This is a genomic window from Microbispora sp. ZYX-F-249, from assembly GCF_039649665.1.
Classification (GTDB): Bacteria; Actinomycetota; Actinomycetes; order Streptosporangiales; family Streptosporangiaceae; genus Microbispora; species Microbispora maris.
Genome location: NZ_JBDJAW010000070.1, coordinates 1 through 21,441, shown reverse-complemented (window position 1 = coordinate 21,441; position 21,441 = coordinate 1). Strand labels below are relative to the sequence as shown.

Below are 21,441 nucleotides of genomic sequence, written 5' to 3'. Positions count from 1 at the left end.
CGTCCAGGCTCGTCCACGGCGATTGTCACCCAGATAGTCACTCAGTCACTGTCGGCGTAGCCCGTACTGAGAGGCGCACGAGGCTCTCGGCAAGCCCCACTTGCCAGCCCTGGTCTGCAGTGCAGGGACCCGTGCAGTAGCCTGACAGAAGTAGAAGTCAGGGGTTATATTCAAGACGTGGCCTGGAACGTCGTACTGCTCGAACCGGTCGAGGACTGGTTCCTCAAGCTCTGCGAGACCGACCCTCACACCGCGACCTTGGTCGAACGGGCCATCGACCGGCTGGCTGAGGTCGGTCCGGCTTTGGGCCGCCCACTCGTGGACACCTTGGAGGACGACGACCTGAACAATTTGAAGGAGTTGCGCCCCGGCTCCCGAGGCCGCTCAGAGATCCGGATCGTGTTCGTTTTCGACCCGGAGAGGGAAGCCATCCTTCTGGTAGCCGGAGACAAGGCGGGACGATGGTCGCGCTGGTACCACGAGGCAATCCCTCTGGCCAAGCAACGCTACGCCCAATACCGCGCAGACAAGGCGAAGGAAGATCGAGATGAGCCCTGCTCGTAGCTGGCGCGAAGTCAAGGCGGAGGCGCACCGCCGTCATCCGGAGTTGGCCGATCCTGCCCGGCAGGTCGCAGCCGATGCTGAGCTGGATGCGTACGTGGCCGGACATCATCTGAAGGAACTGCGTAAGGCACTAGGGAAGACTCAGGCCGATATTGCCGCCGCCCTGGGCATTTCGCAATCCCGTGTCTCACAAATCGAGAACGGCGATCCTGAGGTTATGGAAATAGAAACCCTTCGCGCCTACGCGAACGCCCTGGGAGGACACCTTCAGGTGACGATCAGCGTCGGCTCTCATTCCGTCAAGGTCGCCTGACAAGCCCGTCCTCGCGTGTATCTCAACCGGCCACCCTTCATCGATCACCAGACGCCAACGGTAAGGGACGGGCTTGAGCTGGAGGAGTCGGGCTGCTGGGCTCTGCCTGGGTCGCGGCAGGCGGGACGATCAGGCCCACCTCAGCCACTACGGACCCGGCGCTCGTGCTCGTCGCGATCATCTCGGAGCTGAGGCCCACGCCGGAGGCGCAATGAACTGCCACGGGTTAAGGGATCGTCCTGCAGAGAACGATGTTTCGCAGCTTGGTCGGTGGAAGCCTGTGGATGTCCAATGGCCGGTTCCACTCTCCGCTGCGTTTAAGGTCCCATTCTTCGTTGCGCGCGTAGGGGTGGCATACGGCTTCGTATTCCGCGCTCGACACCCAGGACACGTGAGGTGCGGATGCTGCGATGACCATCAGGGTCAACAGAGCTGCGGGGGCAGCGAGAATGTGTCTACTCGATCTGGTCATGATGGTCAGCCCCTCCAAGATCCCGACTATCAGATCACGTCGGAGCGGCTGAGTGGTAAATCCGGCGGTGGCGTGCCGGCGGTCGGCGCAGTGCCTTGTTACGGCGCGGCGGGTGCGCGGCGGTCCGCGCGTCCCCCGCGCGAGAACGGCCCCCGGGCCGCACGCGCAGCGCGGGGAGGACGGCGCGGGGGTGCGGCGGCGCGGTGCGCCGCCGCCTTGACCAGTTCACCGAGTCCGAACCGACCGCGCTCGTCTTCACCGGGGCGAACGGCGGCATCCTGAGGCGGAGCAACTTCCGACGGGCCGCCAAGTGGAGCGAGACAACACGCAAGCTCGGCGTCACTGGGCTCCACTTTCACGATCTCCGCCACACCGGAAACACGATCGCGGCCAGTGCCGGCGCTTCCCTCCGCGACCTGATGGCACGCATGGGACATGACAGCGTGCGCGCCGCGATGATCTACCAGCACCGTACGGCGGAGACAGACCACAAGATCGCCGACGTCATGAACGGCAAGATCACACAGGTCCTACCGACCAAGGCGAGTGCTCACTGAACAAGATCGGTTGCGTTCGCTGATGGCACGTCAATGGCACGAGCCCCGTTTTCCCTGATGGGAGACGGGGCTCTTTTCGCTGGTGGGCGGTACTGGGTTCGAACCAGTGACCCCTCGCTTGTAAGTCAACCCAGGAAAGGGCGGGACCAGCATCGGAACCCGCCCTGACCTGGGCGTACGGTCCGTCGTCGTCCACCGCCGTCCGGGCTCGTCCATGGCGATTGTCACCCAGATAGTCACTCAGCAACACCTGACTGACCAAGGCCCAGCCGAACAGGCGCGGACACGAGTCAAGCCGCAGTTGAACAAGACCGACAAGTACCAGGTCAGCTGGGAATATCCTCCAAGTCAAACAGATGCCCGATTTGCCCGACAGCCTACGGTTTCCGACTATTCGTCCAGCGGATCTGGCTCAACGTCGTCTTTAGGGGTTCAAGATTGTGAGTCATCACCGGCAGAGCTTCTTGCCCAGGCTGCCCATAGATGCCATATTGACCTGTACATACAGGAGCATCCCACGATAAGACAGGTCAACGTGAAACGCGAGCGTTTTGCTCTAGCTCTGGAACGGCTTGAAGCGAATGATGGCGTGCTGTTTGAGCGACTTGCATCCGCCTTCGCAGCAGTGGAGCTAGGGACACTGCGAACAGTCGCCGCAACCTCTGGGGACGGAGGAAAGGACGCAGTACTGTACATACCCCTCGACGACGAAAGGGTCGTTCTCCAGTATTCAGTGACTAAGTATGCGGCCGACAAAATAAGGAGAACCGCGAAGCGAATCAAGAGTACCACCCCTAGCGCTATACAACTTATATACGTTACATCCGAAGAGATTGGTATTCGCGCGGACGACCTCCGTCGAGAGCTCCGCCGAGATTACGCGCTGTCTCTGGATATCTGGGATAGGCACTGGTTCCTTGACCGGCTCAACACGCATCCTCAGCGCGAGGAGGCCGCCGAAGAACTCGCACGCCTAAAGGTAGATCCACTTCTAGCAAGCCACGAAGTTATCAGCAGTCAAGCCCCCAGCATGTCGACCGAGGAAGAACGGACGGCAGCCGTCTTTCTCGCGATTCAGTATGCCGATGAGAGCCGCGACAAAGGTCTTACCAAGATCTGCTATGACTCCCTTGTTCGCGCCGCACTACGCAACACCGACAGTTCTCATCGGATGCACCGCGCAGAAGTGCACGCGGCGATCAGACAGATGATCCCGACACAGTCGGACCTCGAACGATACGTGGATAGCTCTCTCTCAAGGCTGAGCAAGTCCGTGATCAAGCACCACAAGCAGGCAGATGAGTTCTGCTTGTCTTATGAAGAGACGTCACGCATCAAGGATCGGCTATCCAACCTAGAGTTGGACAAAAGCGCATACCATGCAGAGCTTTTGGCTGAGCTCACATCTATCGCTCCCGAGATCACGGAGATGGATTCAGCAAAAGCGCAGGTAGTTTGCGATCTTATGGCTTCCTTGATCGACCGCCTTCTACTTGAGAAGGGAGAGGCATTTGCTAGCGCACTCACCGGGGGGCAGATAACCGACGTCACAACAACGCAAGTCGAGTCACTGCTCTCGCAAGAATTCACGACAGCCTCCCCTCGCGAAATAATTGCCAACCATAGGTCCGCCATCATCGAGGCCGTGAGGTCTGCGCTTGTCTCTCCGGGTGATGCGGCACATCGTTATCTGCAGCGATGGGTAGACTCTTACACGCTCTTCTCGCTCTTGCGGGCAACCCCAGATGTTCAAAAGACCGTAGTTAAGCTTTTCAGTCATGGGCGCATCTGGATAGACTCTAATATGCTGCTTCCGGTAATAGCTGAAGAACTAGTCGACCCGGAGCTCAGGCACTACACAGAACTGTTGCGAGCGACTAGAGAAGCAGGGCTAGCTCTAAGAGTGACGAGCGGCATCATCGAAGAACTATCCATGCATATGCGGCGTTCAATGGCCTACGCACGGACCATATCGCAGGGCAGAACATGGGACGGAGAAGTACCCTTCCTGGCTGTAGCCCACGCTCTCTCTGGCAGCACGGTTGATACGCTTGCGGGCTGGATAGAGAATTTCCGGGGAGACGCGCAGCCCGAAGATGACGTGCGAGAATATCTCGAAGAAGTCCACGGCATCCGACTTCACGACCTTCGCTCGGATGCGGAGAGCGCGGACGTCACTCTGCGTGGAGCAGTACAAGAGATTTGGGCCGAAGCTAAGACAAAGTCTAGGAGCGCGCGCACCTTCAACCCGGAGTCAGTACGGCGTTTAGTTGCCCATGATGTGGAGTGCTATCTGGGTATAGTGCAACTCAGGAGGGCAGAAAATCGGAGCTCATGGGGCTACAACTCTTGGTGGCTAACTTTGGATGGAGTAGCCTATAGGATTCATAAGATGCTGCAGGGCCAGATACTCGGCACCATTCCCTCTCCGCCAGTAATGAGTCCGGATTTCCTACTGCGCTATCTCGAGATCGGACCACTACGCAGACAGCTGTCGAAGGAGAGCTCAAAGCAACTCCCACTGGTTAACGACATATCGTTTCTCGAGGGGGTTTCGCCTCAGATTCTTCAGACTGTGGAGCGAATCAGAAAGGAAAATGCAAATCTACCTCCTCGCGTCCTTCGAAGGAAGATACGGGACGCCCTGAATTCAATGCGTTCTACACAGGGGCAGATTGCAGAGGGCGGCATCGCGTACGTAGAATCGGAAGTTCTTGCCGCGATCTCAAGCAACTTGGAAAGCGCCAAGGACGGTGGAGCCGTCTGAGCTGCTTGGTGCACTTCATCGGACGAGCTGGCATTACAGCAACATGCTCGCCGGCAACAGCCGCGCAACGGCAGGCATCTCATAACATGGACTTCGTGGCCGCGATAGGCGAACGTATCCGCAGCGTCCGGAAGCGCCGGGGCCTGACTCAGCAGGGCCTCGCCGAGCTCGCCGGCGTGTCCGCCTCGCTCATCCGCAAGCTTGAGCAGGACGCCCGGAGGGATGTGCGGCTGGAAACGCTGCGCAAAATAGCGGTGGCCCTCAAGGTGCCGACAACCTCGCTGATGATCCGACACGACGCGGAGCCAGCCGACGAGCAGACTCTCGACCTGTGGGGGCCGGTACGGCGGGCGCTTTACGGCCTCGAAGGTCCGTCCTTAGAGGCGCCGACCCGAGAAGGACTGGGCTCCGCTCTGGAAGCGTCGATGCCGCTGTGGAAGCAGGACCGCTATTCGCAGATCGCGGCCATGCTGCCGGTGATGCTTCGGGACGCCGATGCACTGGTGGACGCGGACCTGTCGGCGCGCCACGTACGAGGCAGGCTGCTGCACCTTGTCGGCTGGCTGATGACCCAGACCCGCCAGTTCGACGAGGCCGAGTTCGCGCTGTCGCGGGCCATGGACGACATGAACGATCCCCTGGACGCAGCGGCGACGGTCAGCACGCATTGCTGGCTGCTCCTACGCCAGGGGCGACTCAACGAAGCTCGCCAGATGGCGACGCAGTGGGCCGACGACGTTGAGCCGCGTATCTCTCGTGCGACACCGCATCAGCTATCCGCCTGGGGCTGGCTACTGCTTCGCTCCTCGGCAGCCGCCATCCGCGACAACCGGCCCGGCGAGGCGGACGACACGATCCGTCTTGCCCGAACCGCGGCCGTCGCCATGGGACGCGACTTGACGCCGGATGAAGACTTCTTGCGCACCTTCGGCCCGATCACCGTCGCGATGAAGCGCGTGGAGAACTCCATGATCGAGGACCGGCCAGACAAGGTCCTCCAGCTCTCGCAGACGATTCCGGTTACGGACCTGCGGCCCACATCCAACAATCGGAACCGTCATCTCCTCGACGTGGCCGAGGCACACCGCCGGATGCACCGGCACAGCGAGGCCTTCGACATCTTGCAAGGCGTTCGACGTGACGCCCCGGAGTGGTTGACCAACCAGCGATACGCCCGAGACATCCTCAAGGGAATTATCGGCAGGCGCCGCACGCTCACCAGCGAAATGCGCGACTTCGCGGACTTTGTGCGGCTTGATTACTGACTGGCGACACCGCTCGTGGCACTTCCATTTGCGGGCATCGGGAAGTGACACGAAATCGCACTTCCAGGCTATTGTGGCCGCTCATAGCGTTGCAGCATGCATCCGGCTACGACGGGATTCCATCCCATTGACACGAGAAGGAAAACGCCCACAACGCCATCGCTAGCCGCTGAGCGACTGAGCGATGAATTGGCGGCTCTCGGCATACGGACTGATGTCCACGAGGGATATGGGCTCGCCCTGGTTTCTGTGTGGGTCGAACTGGTTGTCTGGACGGATGGCCGGTGCTACCGCTGGTGGTCGGGACGTAAGTCCGCCCGCACGCAGCGGTGGGTCTACGCGTTCGGTCCAGTCGACGACCCGGTAACCACCGCTCGCCGAATCGCCGTCCGCTACAAGGATCTCCGCCAGCATCATCCGCTGTCCGCCCTGCTGACGAACAGCACACCATGATCGATTCCGACGAGTGTCTGGCTCCGCATGTGCCCTTGGCTCAGCGAGGGCACATCAAGTTGGCTTGGCATGACCCGTTCTACAGGTGCGGCCGTGCCCGTGTTCTGGCTTGGACTTGCGACTGCCGGGCGACAATCTACGAGCTATGCCAGACTGGCGGCCAAGCCTTCATCCGCAGCACACTTCAGTGCGAGCCTGAACATGAGATCAAGGAAACCTACCGCTGGCCACTCTTGCAGGCCCGCGACATATGGGCCGCCTTGCTATGCGGCGAAGCGCGTTAACTCCGATTGCATGCGCACTAATCAACGATAGCTCTATCAGCAGATTATTGAGACACCCGATCAGGTTAGTGGACGATAACCGACAGTATTTCTCGATGGCTAACGTCCCCCGTCAGCCTTCGTTCCGCAGTGGATTCCGAAAGGTGTCCGAGATCATCAGCTCAACGACTTGCTTAAGCTCCTCGTTCTGCGATGGATCTCTCCATGACGTGACATAGAGCCTCGAGCGAGCCGTCGCATTAAGCCGCTGCAAAACCTTGAAAGTTTCATTTGGAACCTCTAAATTGGTCACTAGTAACGTGGGTAAAATGCGCCCAACACATACACTATGAGCACGCTTTACCTGGTCTACGGAGAGCTTCTTGCTTGGCAACTCGTGATACTCGACAAGCAGATCTGCGGCGAATTCGCCAATACGTATCATCCCCTCCGGTCCTTCGTGATCTATATTTTCGGCAATGACGGCGAGCCCCGGATAAGCGACCTGAAGATTCGCCATGAGCATGTGGAAATACGTGTTGGACGCCCTGGATGCGCGCACTTCTTCATCCAGGACAGTTGAGCGCGGTAGAGCAAGGACACGAGGAGTGCCGTCCGCATTCCAGTGCACTACCACGGCCGGTGGCTTATCCTGGCCCGACTGGGCCCACTCCCATCCTAGCCGTGCCCCCTCGGCAAGTACTTGCTCCATTGCCCTACGCCGCTCGGCTTCTCTGCGCGGGCTACCATCTGTCTCGGCGTAAGTAGAATCCCCGACGTCGGCTTTTGATATTTGTGCAGCATACCCAAGGGCTTCCCCTGCTGCGGCTTCGGCACTCCCAACTCGAACACGCATTCCAGCGCCTTCGGCCTCGAAGTTCCTCTTGAGCAGGAATTCACCTATCGGTTTTCTCAGCAAGAAGACAATCAGGAATAGGATGAGCGGCCACGAGAAAAGTACCTTGGTGTATTCCAGGCCAAGTTTCCACCACTCCATGTGGCCATTGTGCTCATGGACCGAGACGAACGTTGGCCAATCGACGCTTCTTGTCAAAAGCGTGACATCTCTCAGGCTGCCACCTGATCTCCTCGTTCGCCGTCGACCCACCGCGGAGCGGCAGCGGGCTGGGGACGGAGGGGCAAGGCTGGCCTCGCGTGTACGTCAACCTGGTCGCGGTTCCTCGGTCATCGGATGCCATCGGTCACGGCCGGCCTTGAGCCGGAGGAGCCGGTGCGCTGGGCTCGCCTGGGTCGATGGCGGGCGAGGCGATCAGGCCCCAGGCACCCACGAACTCCGGCTTCCGAGGGCTGATCACCTCGGGGCCGGAGACCCCGCCGGAGGCAAGAAAGGACCTCGGCTTGGCTACGGACCTTCCGGGTGCTCGCGGCAGTTGGCGTCGCGGTTGTCCTTGTAGTGGTCCGCTTCATCTCGGTCATGCGCCGCCTGTGCTGGGGGCGCGGGGCGGCGCCGGCCGGGACCGGCCGGAGAGCCGCATGCCCGGCCGGCTGGCCGCCCAGCGCGCGAGCGGGCCGCCGCAGGCGGGCCGCCTTGAACCAGTAAAGAAACTCTGAGCCACCCGAAAGGGCAAGATCCGGACTTGGACGGGCGCTACCCCAGGATGCGGCTCGGATCAGAGCCCGGGCAAACCCTGCGAGCGGGCTAGGGTCTCGTTCGGTTCCCTCGTCTTCGATCCAGCCAACCGCGTAGGTCACGACATAGTCCTGATCCTCGCCAGTCTCCAGCATCAGGCAACGTGCCTCACGATCGGTGCCGCCGTGTTCCGCGTGAATCCGGTCAGCCTGTCCCTGCGTTGCGCAGCGAATCACCAGACCGTGGTACTCAGCTCTGAGCTTCATTGCCATAACCGGCTTGAAGACGATATCGATGCGGGACTGGTGCTCGCCGCCGTTGTAGGCGGTCCGTGTTCGTAGCAAAAGCTGGCTGTGACTCACGGTGTACGCCCAGACGGCGAAGCCACGGTCCGAACGAAACAACTCAACACCTGGCACGAACTGATCAGCGGTGTTCAGCCATGTGTGCGCAAGCATGCGACGGATCATGTCAGCGGCGTCGTCAGGGAGCAACGTGCGGCCCCGGACCTCTAGATCACGAGGTCGATGCCGTTGTCGCTGAGCTCCTGCGGGGTGAGGTCTGCGTCGGGGTCGTCGGCGAGTTCGATGTGATAGCCGATTTCGTAGCGGTTGGCGGGGGCCTTGACCTCGGTGACCTCGATCGGACGGCCGTTGGCGTGGGCCATTGTGCGCCGGATGATCAGCAAGGCCTCGGCGTAGTCCAGCCCCAGCAGCGCCCGTTCATCCTCGTATGCGATGCGCGCCGTCGTCAGAGTCATCCACCGGACGGGGCCGTGCTCACGCGTGAGTGACTGATAGAAGAAGCCGGGGCGCTCGCGGAACTGGTGGTACCTCTTCGGGTCGTCCCACTCGGGAAGCATGTCGGCGTTCGTGTAGGAGTTGATCTCCAACCGGGCTGACGCGCCGTGGATTCGAGCGGTGTGGCCGCGGTGCCACATGCTCCGGCGATGGATTACCGGGTGTCCAGGCCGGACGCCGAGCAAGATGGCGACGTCTCGGTTCGCGCTGATCTTCTCGTCGGTGAACAGCGGGGCCTCCGGCTCGACGTCCTTCATGGCCAGGTCCCAGCCGAACTCCTGCACGTCGGGATGGTTGCCGGGCGCGGCCAGGTCCGGCCGGTTCCGGTCCGTGATGATGATGGCGCGCCGCTCGGGCATGGGGCGCACGAACGAGCCACGTCCGCGCATGACGTAGGCCAGGCCCTCGGAGACGAGAGTGTCGATGGCTTTACGAACCGTGGGGCGGGAGACCTCGTACTTCCTGACCAGCTCGGGCTCGCTTGGCAGCGCACCGCCAGGCGGATAACGGCCATCGAGGATGGCGGCGCGTAGGTCGGTGGCGATGACGCGCCAGCGCGGATCCTTCTCCTCGGTCTCCATACGATCCCTCCTACTTCTCTCAGCACAACTTGTACTACAGGTTGACGAGCACCAGCAACGCACGTCAGCATGTACTACAAGTAGTCCTACGGCAGGAGGGAGGTACCGATCATGAGCGCGAACGACGAACACGATTGGATGACCGACCTCGTTCGGGTCATCAACGCACCAGGCTATGACCGGTGGCGCTCGATGGTGGCCGCGACGGGCGGCTGTGCCCACCCCATCCACCTGGCCGGCGAGTCGGCCATCGTGGACGCGGGCACCGGCGAGGTCCTGCACTGCTACACGACAGCCGACGAGCCGGGCGGTCGCCTGCTCATCGCTTGCGGCAACCGGCGCGCCTCGGTGTGCCCGGCCTGCTCGGAGGTTTACCGGGCCGACACCTTCCACCTGATCCGCGCTGGTCTGTCAGGTGGCAAGGGAGTTCCGGAGACGGTCAGCTCCCATCCGCGGGCTTTCGTCACCCTGACCGCGCCGTCCTTCGGCCCGGTCCACTTCCACCGGGACGGACGTGCCTGTCGTCCCCGGCGGCGTGACAAGGTGTGCGAGCACGGGCGGCCGGTCGGCTGCCATGCTCGGCATGAGCCGCGGGATGACCGGCTCGGACAGCCCATCTGCCCGGACTGCTACGACTACATCGGGGCCGTCCTCTGGCAGGCACACGCGGGCGCGTTGTGGCACCGCTTCACCCTGGCCATGCGGCAAGAACTGGCCGCACAGACGGGAATGAGCCGCCGCGCCTTCGGCAAGGAGGTGCGCGTCTCGTTCGCCAAGGTCGCCGAGTATCAGCGGCGCGGCCTCGTCCACTTCCACGCGGTCATTCGTCTCGACGGCCCAGCAGGAGCCCTTGAACCCCCTCCCGCATGGGCCGATCACGACCTGCTCGTACGGGCGGTCCCACCTGCGGTCGCCCGTGTCCGTCTCTCCTCACCCGAAAGCGAACTCGGACAGTGGGAGCTGACCTGGGGCGACCAGCTCGACATCCGGCCCATCCTCCTTGACGAGAAAGCGGAAGGAGTCAGCGAACGGGCAGTGGCCGGCTACATCGCCAAGTACGCCACCAAAGGCGCGGAAGCCTCCGGCACCGTCGATCACCGCGTGTCGTGCCCGGCCTGCGGCGGTCGTGGGCGGATCACGCTGACTGCTACCTGCGGGCGCTGCCACGGAACCGGCCTCAAAGCCGGGCTCCACCTGGACGCACTGCCGGTCACCGACCACGCCCGGCGCATGATCCGCACCTGCTGGGACCTCGGCGGACGCCCGGAGTTCGCCGCCCTGCGCCTGCGACCCTGGGCTCACATGCTCGGCTTCCGGGGTCACTTCTCCAGCAAGAGCCGCGCCTACTCCCTCAAGCTCGGCGACCTGCGCGGCGCTCGCGCCCAGCACCGAGCTGCCGAAGCACGCGAACGCCACGGGCTGCCCGCCCTCGGCGACGCGACCACGCTCGTCCTCGGCCACTGGCGCCTGGCCGGGATCGGCCACACGCCTGGTGAGGCGATCATGGCCGAGCACATCCGTCAGAGTGTCCAGACCGCCCGCGCCATCAGGGCGGAGCGCGAGGGCGGATGACCCCACCCCCATCCGCCGATCGGCGGCTCTACCGCATCCCCGACGCGATGCGCCTGCTCAGTCTCAGCCGCAGCGTCATCTACGAACTCATCCGCTCGGGGCGACTCCGCTCCGTCCGCCAGGGCCGTACCCGGCTCATCCCGGCCTCGGCCATCGACGACTACATCCGTCTGCTCGAAAAGGAGGCAAGGAAGGCATCATGACCGTCCGACGCAGCAAAGGAGACGGCGGCCTGCACTGGGACGAACAGCGGCAACGCTGGATCGCCTCGGTGACCCTGGGCTACTCCCCTGCGGGGAAGCGCATCGTGAAGAAGGCCAGCGGCAAGACCAAGACCGAAGCCAAGGCCAAGCTCAAAGAGATCATCCGTGACCATGAAGACGGGCTGGCCATCGCCCCGACCAACTACACCGTGAGCGACGCTGTCACCTACTGGCTCGCTCACGGCCTGGGTGGCCGGTCCCCCAGCACAGTCCGGATGTACACCACGTTCGCGGAGACCCACATCCTCCCGGCGCTCGGCGCGCGCAAGCTGCGTGACCTGTCCGTGGAGGACGTGGACTCCTGGCTGGCCAGCAAGAAGGGAGAACTCAGCACACGCTCGCTCAAGCTGATCCACGGCATCCTGAACCGCGCGGTCAAGAGCGCCATGCGCCGCGACAAAGTGAAACGGAACGTCGTCGATCTCTGCGAGATCCCCGAAGGACGCGCCGGTCGTCCCTCCAAGGCGCTCACCCTGGCGCAGGCTCAGGCCATCCTCGACGAGGCGGCCAAGGCCAGCCCACGCATGCGGGCGTACATCGTGCTCTCGCTGCTGATCGGCGCTCGGACCGAGGAGCTTCGCGCGCTCACCTGGTCGCATGTCGTCGCGTACGACGAAGAGCGGCAGGCGTGGTTGCCCGTTGACGAGGCCGGCTGGGACCACGAGGAGTTCGCGATCCACGTCTGGCGCTCCGTACGGCAGAAGGGCGACACCAAGACCGTCAAGTCTCGCCGATCCCTCAAGCTGCCCCGCCTCTGCGTCGACGCCCTTCACGTGCTGGCCGACAAGCAGACCTCCACTGGGTCCGATCTCGTCTTCTGCACCAAGACCGGAACGGCGCTCACCGCGCACAACGTACGGCGCGACTTCCGCAAGATCCTCGATGACGCCGATCTCCCCGGCAAGGACTGGTCGCCGCGCGAGATGCGGCACAGCTTCGTGTCGCTGCTGTCGGACTCCGGCGTCCCGATCGAGGACATCTCCCGCCTCGTCGGCCACCGCAACACGGTGGTCACCGAGACCGTCTATCGCAAGCAGATCCGCCCGGTGCTCATGCAGGGCGCGGAGAAGATGGACAGCCTCTTCGAGGCATAGTCACTCAGATAGTCACTCGGTCCGCGAAAACAAGATCGGCGACACGCCGTTTCACCAGGTGGGCGGTACTGGGTTCGAACCAGTGACCCCTCGCTTGTAAGGCGAGTGCTCTACCGCTGAGCTAACCGCCCGGACCGGACTACACCTTACGACACCGACCCGCCTCTCAGCACATCGAGCGACCAGTCGGCGCCCGCGTCCTGCTCGCCCGCCGCCTGCCAGCCGAGGAGCGCCGCGCCGAGCATGCCCGCCAGGGGACCCAGGGCGGCCGGACGCAGGGGCGGGGGCTCCTTGAAGGCCAGACGACCGGCCAGCCGCTCCCGCAGCGGCTCGAACAGGGCCGGACCGGCCTCCGCCAGGCCGCCGCCGATCACGATCAGGGCCGGGTCGAGCACGAGCACGTACGACGCGAGGGCGATGGCCAGGGCCTCGATCGCCTCGCCGAACACCTCGGCCGCCACCGGGTCTCCCTCGGACGCGAGCTCGACGACCTCCTTCGCCGTCGCCGTACGGCCGGAGCGGGCCGTGAAGCGCCGGGCGACGGCCGAGGCGGAGGCGTAGGTCTCCAGGCAGCCGATCTGCCCGCAGGCGCACTTCTCCCCCGCCGGCCAGACGGACGCGTGCCCGATCTCGCCGCCCCAGCCGTGCGCACCGCCGTACGGCTCGCCGCGGAGCACCACCGCGCCCGCGATGCCGGTGCCGATGGGCAGGAAGAGGAAGTCGGCGACGTCGCGCCCCGCGCCGAAGACGCTCTCGGCCAGGCCGCCCGTACGGACGTCGTGGCCGAGCCGCGCCGGGACGCCGGGAGGCGTGAACGCCTCGGCGGGCACGTCGCGCCAGCCGATGTTGGCCGAGTAGACGGCGGTGGACGCGGTGACGATGCCCGGGACGGCCAGGCCCACCCCGGCGGGCTCGGTGCCGTACCGGGAACGGCCGAGGCCGGCGATCTCGCCGACGTAGGCGCGCACGGCCTCCACCACCGCGTCCGGACCGTTCTCGCGCCCTGTGGGGCGCCCGGCGAGGACGGTGACCTCGCCGCCGCGGGTGACGAGGCCGCCCTTCATGGAGGTGCCCCCCACATCCAGCGCGACGACGTACGTCACGATCGGCCCAGCACCCTGTCGAGGGCCGCCTCCACCTCCGCGGCGAGGCCGGGCATGCGGGCCGGACCCGGCGGGCCGGCCGTGACGAGCGGCTCACCGTCGCGGGCGAGCCGCACCTCCCCGCAGGAACGGCACTCGATCTCCCCCAGGCGGCAGATCAGCGCGATCGAGCCGCATGAGGCGCACGTGTCGAGATCGAGGTCGTGCACACGCTGGCAGTCCGGGCAGACGAGGACCTGCGCCTCGTGGCGCACCGCGCGCTTCCAGGGGCTGGCGCCGCGGACGGGGTCGGTCTGCCGGGCCCCGCACCTGTAGCAGGGCATCGTGGCCTCCAATGGGGCGAGTCGGAGTCGGAATCGGATATGTCAGTGCCCGGGGACGGGCAATGAAACGATCAGATTTCCGCGAGCGCCTTGCGGTACTCATCGAGATCGCGTGCGGAACCGATCGGGTTGACGACCTTCCAGCGGACGACGCCTTCGCCGTCGATGACGAACGTGCCCCGGAGCGCGAGTCCCCTGTCCTCGTCGAGGACACCGTACGCCCGGGCGACCTCACCGTGGGGCCAGAAATCCGACAACAGGGGAAACGAGAAGCCCTCCTGGTCGGCCCAGGCACGCTGGCTGAACATCGAGTCGACCGACACCGCCAGCAACTGGACATGCGGAGGCAGGGAGCCGGCCAGCTCGTCGCGGATCGCCGCGAGCTCGCCGTGGCAGACGGGGCTGAAGGACAGGGGATAGAAGACGAGCAGGACCGTCCTGCCCCGCAGGCCGGAAAGACGCACGGGAACACCGTGCTGGTCCTTGAGCGCGAAATCCGGAGCCCGCTGCCCGACCTCTATCGCCATGAGCAGTCCCTCCCCAGGTGTCCGCCCATCATCCTGCCGTACGGCATCCCCGGGCCGTACGGCAGGGCAATTCTCAGCGGCGGGCCTTCGGGGCGACGAGCCTCGTGCCCGACCAGTCCCTGGCGGCGCTCACGCTGCTCGTCTGCGACAGGCCCGCGGTCGCCGCGTCCTCACCGATGTCGCTGGGCTCCACGTGGCCGTCACGCCCCGCCTTGGGGGTCAGCAGCCAGATCTGGCCTCCGTCGGCGAGAGCGGTCATCGCGTCGCTCAGGGCGTCAAAGAGGTCGCCGTCGCCGTCACGCCACCAGAGCAGCACCACGTCGACGACGTCGTCGTAGTCCTCGTCCACCAGCTCGTTGCCGGTCAGCTCCTCGATGGACTGGCGCAGCGCCTCGTCGCAGTCCTCGTCCCAGCCGACCTCCTGCACCACCTGACCGGCTTTGAGGCCGAGTCGTTCGGCCAGGCCGCGCTCGTCCTGCGCCTGACCCGCGGTCGCGCTCACGTTCATCCCTCCTGCTTGGGGTGACCCCGCCCATGTCTGCGGTTGTCCTGGCTCGTTGAGAGCCATGCTTCGGCACAGTCCACACGCTGCGACCCGTAGTCGTCAACGGTCGCCACGGCGGGTGACCCGCACCGTTATCTCTTAATCGGTCAAAAACGACAAACGTACACGCCTGTCGGGGTTGTCGACGTTGAGGTCGATCAGGGCGACCGACTGCCAGGTCCCCAGCGCCAGCCTGCCTCCGAGGACGGGAACGGTGGCGTACGGCGGAATGAAGGCGGGCATGACATGCGACCTCCCGTGCCCACGGGAGCCGTGCGCATGCCGCCACCGGTCGTCCGCCGGCAGCAGGTCGCCCAGAGCGGCGAGCAGGTCCTCGTCGCTGCCGGAGCCGAGCTCCAGCAGTGCCACGCCCGCCGTCGCGTGCGGGACGAAGACGTGCAGCAGCCCGTCTCCCCCGCACTCGCGCGCGAAATCGGCGCACTCCTTCGTCATGTCGTGCACGCGTTCCCGCGCGCCGGTCCGTACCTCGATCACCGTCGATTTCACATCCGCGATATTACGATTCGCGCTGAGCTGGGAGGACGACGGCGTCCGGACCGGGGAAGACGAGCGCCTCGTGCCCGTCCTCGTACTTCACCAGGAACGGCGGGCCGCCCTCCGGGCCGCGGACCTCGACGATGACACCGTGCTTCTCGTGGTCGCCCACTACCGCGCCGTGCACCACCAGCCGGTCCCCTACCGTTGCGTGCATCTCGATCCCCCTCTCTCCAGAGCCTGGTACGGCTATCGCCACCTGGAAAGAGCAGAAACCCTCCCCTCCACAGAGGGAGGGACAACTCATACCAAAACGTTACGCAGCCGCGAGGCCCCCGGCTGGAGCGCGGCCCGGCGCGTATCCGGGTCCCGTGAACGCCGCCGGAGACGGGCGACGCGCGGTGCGGATGGTTCCGGAGACGGCGGCGGGAGCGCTCCCGGACGGCGCCGTCCCCGCCGTCGCGGGGAATCCGCCACGCCTGCCGGGTAGGCCGGGAGCAGACCGGGTAGGGAGGCTCCGACCAGGCACGATGTGGCGCCGATGGCCGTTGGGGTGCCCCCGGCGGTGACCGGGAATGGATGGTGAGTAAAAATCGTCCTACCATCGGTGGTCTAGGCCAAGACCTACCCCGCAGCCAGCGCGGACGGTCCGGTTACCGGGGAGTAGAGATGCGCTTTCCGGTATGACGAGACAGGATGGAAGACGACCCGCAACGCCGCGATCAAGTGCTCACCGCATCGCAGCAGGCAACACAGACGTAACAGACTCGACGAGACAAAGTCCATCTCGGAAGGCGAGACCCAGTGGCTTCCGGACGCCAGCGTTTTTCGATCATCAGTGACGGCCTACCCAGCCAGTTGCCTGATGTCGATCCGAGCGAGACCAACGAATGGCTCGAATCGCTCGACAACGTCATCAAGACCGAGGGCCGCACCCGGGCCCGCTACCTGATGCTCCGGCTGCTCGAGCGCGCCCGCGAACACCAGGTCGGCGTGCCCGGCCTGCGGAGCACGGACTACATCAACACCATTCCCCCGGAGCGTGAACCCTGGTTCCCCGGGGACGAGTACGTCGAGCGCCGCATCCGGGCCTACATCCGCTGGAACGCGGCGGTCATGGTCACCCGTGCCAACGCGCGGACCAACGTCGGCGGCCACATCGCCACCTACGCGTCCGCGGCCTCGCTCTACGAGGTGGGCTTCAACCACTTCTTCCGCGGCAAGGACCACGGGGAGTCGGGCGACCAGATCTTCATCCAGGGCCACGCGGCCCCGGGCATCTACGCCCGCGCCTTCCTGGAGGGCCGTCTCGACGCGGCTCAGCTCGACGCGTTCCGCCAGGAGCTGTCCCACGGGATCAAGGGCCTGCCGTCCTACCCGCACCCGCGGCTGATGCCGGACTTCTGGGAGTTCCCCACGGTGTCGATGGGCCTCGGCCCGCTCGGCGCCATCTACCAGGCGCGGTTCAACCGCTACCTGCTCAGCCGCCAGATCAAGGACACCAGCCGCAGCCACGTCTGGTGCTTCCTCGGCGACGGCGAGATGGACGAGCCCGAGTCGCTCGGCGCCATCGGCGTGGCCGCGCGCGAGGAGCTCGACAACCTCACCTTCGTCATCAACTGCAACCTGCAGCGGCTCGACGGCCCGGTGCGCGGCAACGGCAAGATCATCCAGGAGCTGGAGTCGTACTTCCGCGGCGCCGGCTGGAACGTCATCAAGGTCGTCTGGGGCCGTGACTGGGACCCGCTGCTGGCGGCCGACGTCGACGGCGTGCTGGTCAACCAGATGAACACCACGCCCGACGGGCAGTTCCAGACCTACTCGGTCGAGTCGGGCGCGTACATCCGGGAGAACTTCTTCGGCGGCGACCCGCGCCTGCGCAAGATGGTCGAGCACATGACCGACGACGACATCCGCAAGCTGTCGCGCGGCGGCCACGACTACCGCAAGGTGTACGCCGCGTTCAAGGCGGCCCGCGAGCACGTCGGCCAGCCGACCGTCATCCTGGCCCAGACGATCAAGGGCTGGACGCTCGGCAAGGACTTCGAGGCGCGCAACGCCACGCACCAGATGAAGAAGATGAGCAAGGCCGAGCTCAAGGAGTTCCGCGACCGGCTCTACCTGCCCATCCCGGACAAGGACCTCGAGGCCGACCTCCCGCCCTACTTCCACCCGGGCGAGGACAACGACGAGATCGCCTACATGAAGGAGCGCCGGGCGGCGCTCGGCGGCTACCTGCCCAAGCGGGTAGTACGCGCCAAGCCGCTCAAGCTCCCCGGCGACCCCGTCTACTCCGGCCTGCGCAAGGGTTCGGGCAAGCAGAACGTCGCCACGACCATGGCGTTCGTCCGCCTGCTCAAGGACCTCATGCGCGACAAGGAGATCGGCGCCAGGTTCGTGCCGATCATCCCGGACGAGGCCCGCACGTTCGGTGTGGACGCGATGTTCCCGACCGCCAAGATCTACTCGCCCCATGGGCAGACGTACGAGGCGGTCGACCGCGAGCTGCTGCTGTCGTACAAGGAGTCGACCGAGGGTCAGATCCTGCACGAGGGCATCAGCGAGGCCGGCTCGATGGGTTCGGTCCTCGCGGCGGGCACGTCGTACGCCACGCACGGCGAGCACATGATCCCGGTCTACATCTTCTACTCGATGTTCGGGTTCCAGCGGACCGCCGACCAGATGTGGCAGCTGGGCGACCAGATGGGCCGCGGCTTCCTGCTCGGCGCCACCGCCGGCCGCACCACGCTGAACGGCGAGGGCCTGCAGCACGAGGACGGCCACACCCCGCTGATCGCCTCGACCAACCCCGCCGCCGTGGCGTACGACCCGGCGTGGGCGTTCGAGATCGCGCACATCGTCAAGGACGGCCTGCGGAGGATGTACGGGGAGCACCCCGAAGACATCTTCTACTACCTGACCGTCTACAACGAGCCCTACCCGCAGCCGGCCGAGCCGGAGAACGTGGACGTCGAGGGCATCCTCAAGGGTCTCTACCTCTACGCCCCGGCGACGGGCGACGGGCCGAAGGCGAACATCCTGGTGTCCGGCGTCGCCGGCCCGTGGGCGCTGGAGGCGCAGCGGATGCTGGCGGAGGACTGGGGGGTGTCGGCCTCGGTCTGGTCGGCCACCTCCTGGAGCGAGCTGCGCAGGGACGCCCTCACCGCCGAGGAGCACAACCTGCTCAACCCCGACGCCGAGCAGCGCGTGCCGTACGTGACCAGCAAGCTGTCGGGCGTGGCGGGGCCGTTCGTGGGCGTCAGCGACTACATGCGCGCCGTCCCGGACCAGATCGCCCAGTGGGTGCCGGGTGACTGGTCCTCGCTCGGGACCGACGGCTTCGGCCTGTCGGACACGCGCTCGGCGCTGCGCCGCCACTTCCACGTGGACGCGGCCTCGATCACGCTGGCGGTGCTGACCCAGCTCGTGCGGCGCGGCGAGGTCAAGGCCGAGGTCCTGCAGGAGGCCGTCGCCCGCTACCACCTCAAGAACGGGGTGACCGAGGTGTCGGCCCAGCAGACCCGGGAGACCAACGACACCCAGTCGATGGGCGTCTGACCCGCGGATCCGTCCGGCGGCCCCCGCTCCGGCGGGGGCCGCCGTCGTTTCCCGCACCTTCGGCGCCCCGCGCCCACGGGACCTCCACCGGAAGGCCCTCGCCGATCGCGTCCCACCGCACGTGAGCGGCTCGCGAAGAGGACTTGCACTGCGGTACCCGCCCGTCCCAAGCCACCTCCAAGCAAGAAACAAGACCGTTCCATCACGCTTGCTGCCGTGGATGGAAATCTCAGGAAATACTTCGGCAGACTGACCGGGGGGATGGCCGCGATCGCGGCTTTCGCCCTGCTCGTCACCGCCGCTCCCGCTTCGGCGGACACCGGGGACGAGGTCCCCGTCGGCACCCGGCTGGCCGCTCGCACCCACCCGGCCGTGCAGCTCACCAGCATCACCTACTCCGGCGAGGTCGTCGTCCCGAGCAGCCAGGCCAAGGAGGCCGCGTGGGACCAGCTGACCAACGAGGCCACGCAGGCCGTGCTCGCCGGCAAGATCCCCTCCGACGAGCGGAGCATCGCCAAGTTCCTCTTCCAGCGCGTGGCGTCCGACGTCGACCGGTACCTTCAGCCGGTCGGCCCGGAGCGCACGGTCAAGGCCCAGGTCGGCGGCATGTGCACGGGCTGGTGGGTCACTCCCGACGGCTACATGGTCACCGGCGCGCACTGCGTGCAGATGAGCGACCAGGAGCTGTCGCAGACCTTCGCGCAGCAGGCGCTGGAGAAGTTCAACAAGCAGGACGCGAAGGACATGATCAACGCCCTGCGGAACTTCGAGGCCGACAAGGAGATGATCGAGCTCGTCCAGCAGATCTACGTCACCTTCAACAGCACCCACCTGGAGATCCGCGGCCTGCAGAAGAGCCTGTCGGTCCTGCAGAGCCTGCCCGGCGGCGGTGTCGACAAGACGGCCAAGGAGGTCCCGGCCGAGCTGGTCTCGGTCGGTGAGAGCTACCCGGGCAAGGACTTCGCCCTGCTCAAGGTCAACGGTCAGCAGAACCTGCCGACCGTGCCGCTCGGCGAGGACGCCGACGTGCAGACCGGTGACACGCTCTACATCAGCGGCTTCCCCGGCCTGGTGACCAACACGCCCTGGTTCAGCGTCGAGTCCAAGCTCGACCCCGCGCTCACCGAGGGGCCGTACAACGCCAAGCGCAGCACGCAGGAAGGCGTGCCGTACATCCAGACGCAGGCGCCCTCCTACCACGGCAACTCCGGTGGTCCGGTGTTCAGCCGGGCGGGCAAGGTCGTCGGCATGCTCATCGCCGGCACCGTGAGCGAGAACGGCGAGGCGTCGGAGAACGAGAGCTTCGTGCTCCCGGTCTCGATCATCAAGGAGAAGCTCAACGAGAAGAACGTCAGGCCCTCCGCGTCGCTGACCACGACGAAGTACAACGAGGCGCTCGACGACTTCTTCCAGCGGCACTACAAGGACGCGCTGCCGAAGTTCCGCGAGGTCCAGGCGCTGTTCCCGAGTCACCCGTACGTCGCCAAGTACATCACCGACTCCCAGCAGGCGATCTCCTCGGGCAAGGACGAGACCCCGCAGCCGATGTGGGTGTGGGTCGCCGTCGGCGCCGGTGTGCTGATCCTGGTCGGCGGCGGCCTCCTGCTGCTGCTCCTCATGCGCAGGCGCAAGAAGGATCCCGCCTCCCCGCAGGGCCACGCGCCCTCGCCCGCGTACGGCGGCCCCTATCCCGGGCCGAACTCCGGCGGCGGTTACCCGGCCCAGGTCGGCGGCGGCTACGACCGGCAGCCGGTGAACGGCCAGGTGCTGCCCCAGGGCTGGCAGCCGCAGAGCCTGCCGCCGGCCGGCGGGCCGGCGCGGACGGCCGGAGGCTACGAGGCGCCGCGCCCCGGCGGCTACGAGCAGCGCCCGGACGGCTACGAGCAGCGCCCGGACGGCCACGACCGGCAGCGGCCGGGCGCGGGCTACGACCCGCAGCGGCCCGACGGAGCGACGCAGTACGTGCGTCCCGCGCCCTACGGCCGGCAGCGGCCGCACGCCGCACCGGGCCAGGCCCCGGCCGACGCCGGCGCGCCGGACGTCGCCGACCTGGAGCGGGAGATCGCCGAGCTGCGCCGCCAGCTTCAGCACCGTCAGCCGGAGGCGTGACGGCCGGGCGGGAGGGTGGCCCCCACCCTCCCGCGCATCCCCCTCAAGCGAACACCCGCGAACCACAAGGGCCGGGCGCACCTGATGGTGCGCCCGGCCCTTGTGTCGCGTCCCCTGGGCCCGCGGCGGGCCCCGCAGGACCCCGTGCAGCCCTCCGCCGGGCCGATCGACGGACAGGCCCCGGGGGGCACGCCGCCCCGGCGGGACGTGGGGGTGAGGGCATGCCG

Annotated in this window: 18 protein-coding genes and 1 tRNA gene; 10 read left to right on the top strand and 9 right to left on the bottom strand. The window is 65.7% G+C overall.

All coding sequences use genetic code 11. From position 1 onward, the window contains the following. The first annotated feature begins 177 nt into the window (after positions 1-177). From AAH991_RS38420 to AAH991_RS38400, 5 genes are all read left to right on the top strand, one after another. On the top strand, positions 178-564 hold the full coding sequence (locus tag AAH991_RS38420) for a type II toxin-antitoxin system RelE/ParE family toxin (protein ID WP_346230878.1): 387 nt from the start codon (positions 178-180) through the stop codon (positions 562-564). Beyond that, positions 548-877, top strand: coding sequence for a helix-turn-helix domain-containing protein (locus tag AAH991_RS38415; RefSeq protein WP_346230877.1), 330 nt, complete (start codon positions 548-550; stop codon positions 875-877). The genes AAH991_RS38420 and AAH991_RS38415 overlap by 17 nt, the downstream gene beginning before the upstream one ends. A 675-nt stretch (positions 878-1,552) precedes the next feature. Further along, positions 1,553-1,906: a tyrosine-type recombinase/integrase gene (locus AAH991_RS38410; protein WP_346230876.1), complete on the top strand. Its 354-nt coding sequence runs from the start codon at positions 1,553-1,555 to the stop codon at positions 1,904-1,906. A gap of 535 nt (positions 1,907-2,441) precedes the next feature. Then, positions 2,442-4,673, top strand: coding sequence for a hypothetical protein (locus AAH991_RS38405; RefSeq protein WP_346230875.1), 2,232 nt, complete (start codon positions 2,442-2,444; stop codon positions 4,671-4,673). A gap of 95 nt (positions 4,674-4,768) precedes the next feature. After that, positions 4,769-5,938: a helix-turn-helix domain-containing protein gene (locus AAH991_RS38400; RefSeq protein ID WP_346230874.1), complete on the top strand. Its 1,170-nt coding sequence runs from the start codon at positions 4,769-4,771 to the stop codon at positions 5,936-5,938. A gap of 849 nt (positions 5,939-6,787) precedes the next feature. Here the strand turns inward: AAH991_RS38400 and AAH991_RS38395 are convergent. Beyond that, the gene (locus AAH991_RS38395; protein WP_346230873.1) at positions 6,788-7,651 is read right to left on the bottom strand and encodes a hypothetical protein; all 864 of its coding nucleotides are present in this window, start codon (positions 7,649-7,651) and stop codon (positions 6,788-6,790) included. A 1,105-nt stretch (positions 7,652-8,756) separates the two neighbouring features. Further along, on the bottom strand, positions 8,757-9,626 hold the full coding sequence (locus tag AAH991_RS38390; protein ID WP_346230872.1) for a GntR family transcriptional regulator: 870 nt from the start codon (positions 9,624-9,626) through the stop codon (positions 8,757-8,759). A gap of 111 nt (positions 9,627-9,737) precedes the next feature. On the opposite strand from AAH991_RS38390, the gene AAH991_RS38385 reads away from it, so the two are divergent. From AAH991_RS38385 to AAH991_RS38375, 3 genes are read left to right on the top strand one after another with little or no spacing between them, the layout of a single operon-like run. Next, positions 9,738-11,198, top strand: coding sequence for a replication initiator (locus tag AAH991_RS38385; protein WP_346230871.1), 1,461 nt, complete (start codon positions 9,738-9,740; stop codon positions 11,196-11,198). Beyond that, a complete protein-coding gene (locus tag AAH991_RS38380; RefSeq protein WP_147942865.1) occupies positions 11,195-11,401 on the top strand; it encodes a helix-turn-helix domain-containing protein in 207 nt (68 codons plus the stop codon). Before AAH991_RS38385 ends, AAH991_RS38380 begins: the two co-directional genes overlap by 4 nt. Beyond that, the gene (locus AAH991_RS38375; protein ID WP_346230870.1) at positions 11,398-12,555 is read left to right on the top strand and encodes a tyrosine-type recombinase/integrase; all 1,158 of its coding nucleotides are present in this window, start codon (positions 11,398-11,400) and stop codon (positions 12,553-12,555) included. The genes AAH991_RS38380 and AAH991_RS38375 overlap by 4 nt, the downstream gene beginning before the upstream one ends. 59 nt (positions 12,556-12,614) lie before the next feature. On the opposite strand, the gene AAH991_RS38370 is transcribed toward AAH991_RS38375, so the two are convergent. The 7 genes from AAH991_RS38370 to AAH991_RS38340 form a co-directional block, all read right to left on the bottom strand. Further along, positions 12,615-12,686 (bottom strand) — tRNA-Val (locus AAH991_RS38370). A gap of 15 nt (positions 12,687-12,701) precedes the next feature. Next, positions 12,702-13,658 carry an ROK family protein gene (locus tag AAH991_RS38365; RefSeq protein ID WP_346230869.1) on the bottom strand — a complete coding sequence of 319 codons (957 nt, stop codon included), beginning with the start codon at positions 13,656-13,658 and terminating at the stop codon, positions 12,702-12,704. Further along, positions 13,655-13,981: a hypothetical protein gene (locus AAH991_RS38360; protein WP_169979862.1), complete on the bottom strand. Its 327-nt coding sequence runs from the start codon at positions 13,979-13,981 to the stop codon at positions 13,655-13,657. Before AAH991_RS38360 ends, AAH991_RS38365 begins: the two co-directional genes overlap by 4 nt. A 71-nt stretch (positions 13,982-14,052) precedes the next feature. Beyond that, positions 14,053-14,508: a peroxiredoxin gene (locus tag AAH991_RS38355; protein WP_346230868.1), complete on the bottom strand. Its 456-nt coding sequence runs from the start codon at positions 14,506-14,508 to the stop codon at positions 14,053-14,055. A gap of 73 nt (positions 14,509-14,581) precedes the next feature. Continuing rightward, positions 14,582-15,010, bottom strand: coding sequence for a DUF3052 domain-containing protein (locus AAH991_RS38350; RefSeq protein ID WP_084370137.1), 429 nt, complete (start codon positions 15,008-15,010; stop codon positions 14,582-14,584). A 141-nt stretch (positions 15,011-15,151) separates the two neighbouring features. Next, positions 15,152-15,559 carry a YjbQ family protein gene (locus AAH991_RS38345; protein WP_169979858.1) on the bottom strand — a complete coding sequence of 136 codons (408 nt, stop codon included), beginning with the start codon at positions 15,557-15,559 and terminating at the stop codon, positions 15,152-15,154. A 10-nt stretch (positions 15,560-15,569) separates the two neighbouring features. Further along, positions 15,570-15,764: a DUF1918 domain-containing protein gene (locus AAH991_RS38340; protein WP_030505662.1), complete on the bottom strand. Its 195-nt coding sequence runs from the start codon at positions 15,762-15,764 to the stop codon at positions 15,570-15,572. A 641-nt stretch (positions 15,765-16,405) separates the two neighbouring features. Here AAH991_RS38340 and aceE point away from each other — a divergent pair. Further along, a complete protein-coding gene (aceE, locus tag AAH991_RS38335) occupies positions 16,406-19,105 on the top strand; it encodes a pyruvate dehydrogenase (acetyl-transferring), homodimeric type (protein ID WP_507185160.1) in 2,700 nt (899 codons plus the stop codon). Between the two features lie 216 nt (positions 19,106-19,321). Beyond that, the gene (locus tag AAH991_RS38330) at positions 19,322-21,214 is read left to right on the top strand and encodes a serine protease (RefSeq protein ID WP_346230866.1); all 1,893 of its coding nucleotides are present in this window, start codon (positions 19,322-19,324) and stop codon (positions 21,212-21,214) included. The last annotated feature ends 227 nt before the right edge of the window (positions 21,215-21,441 follow it).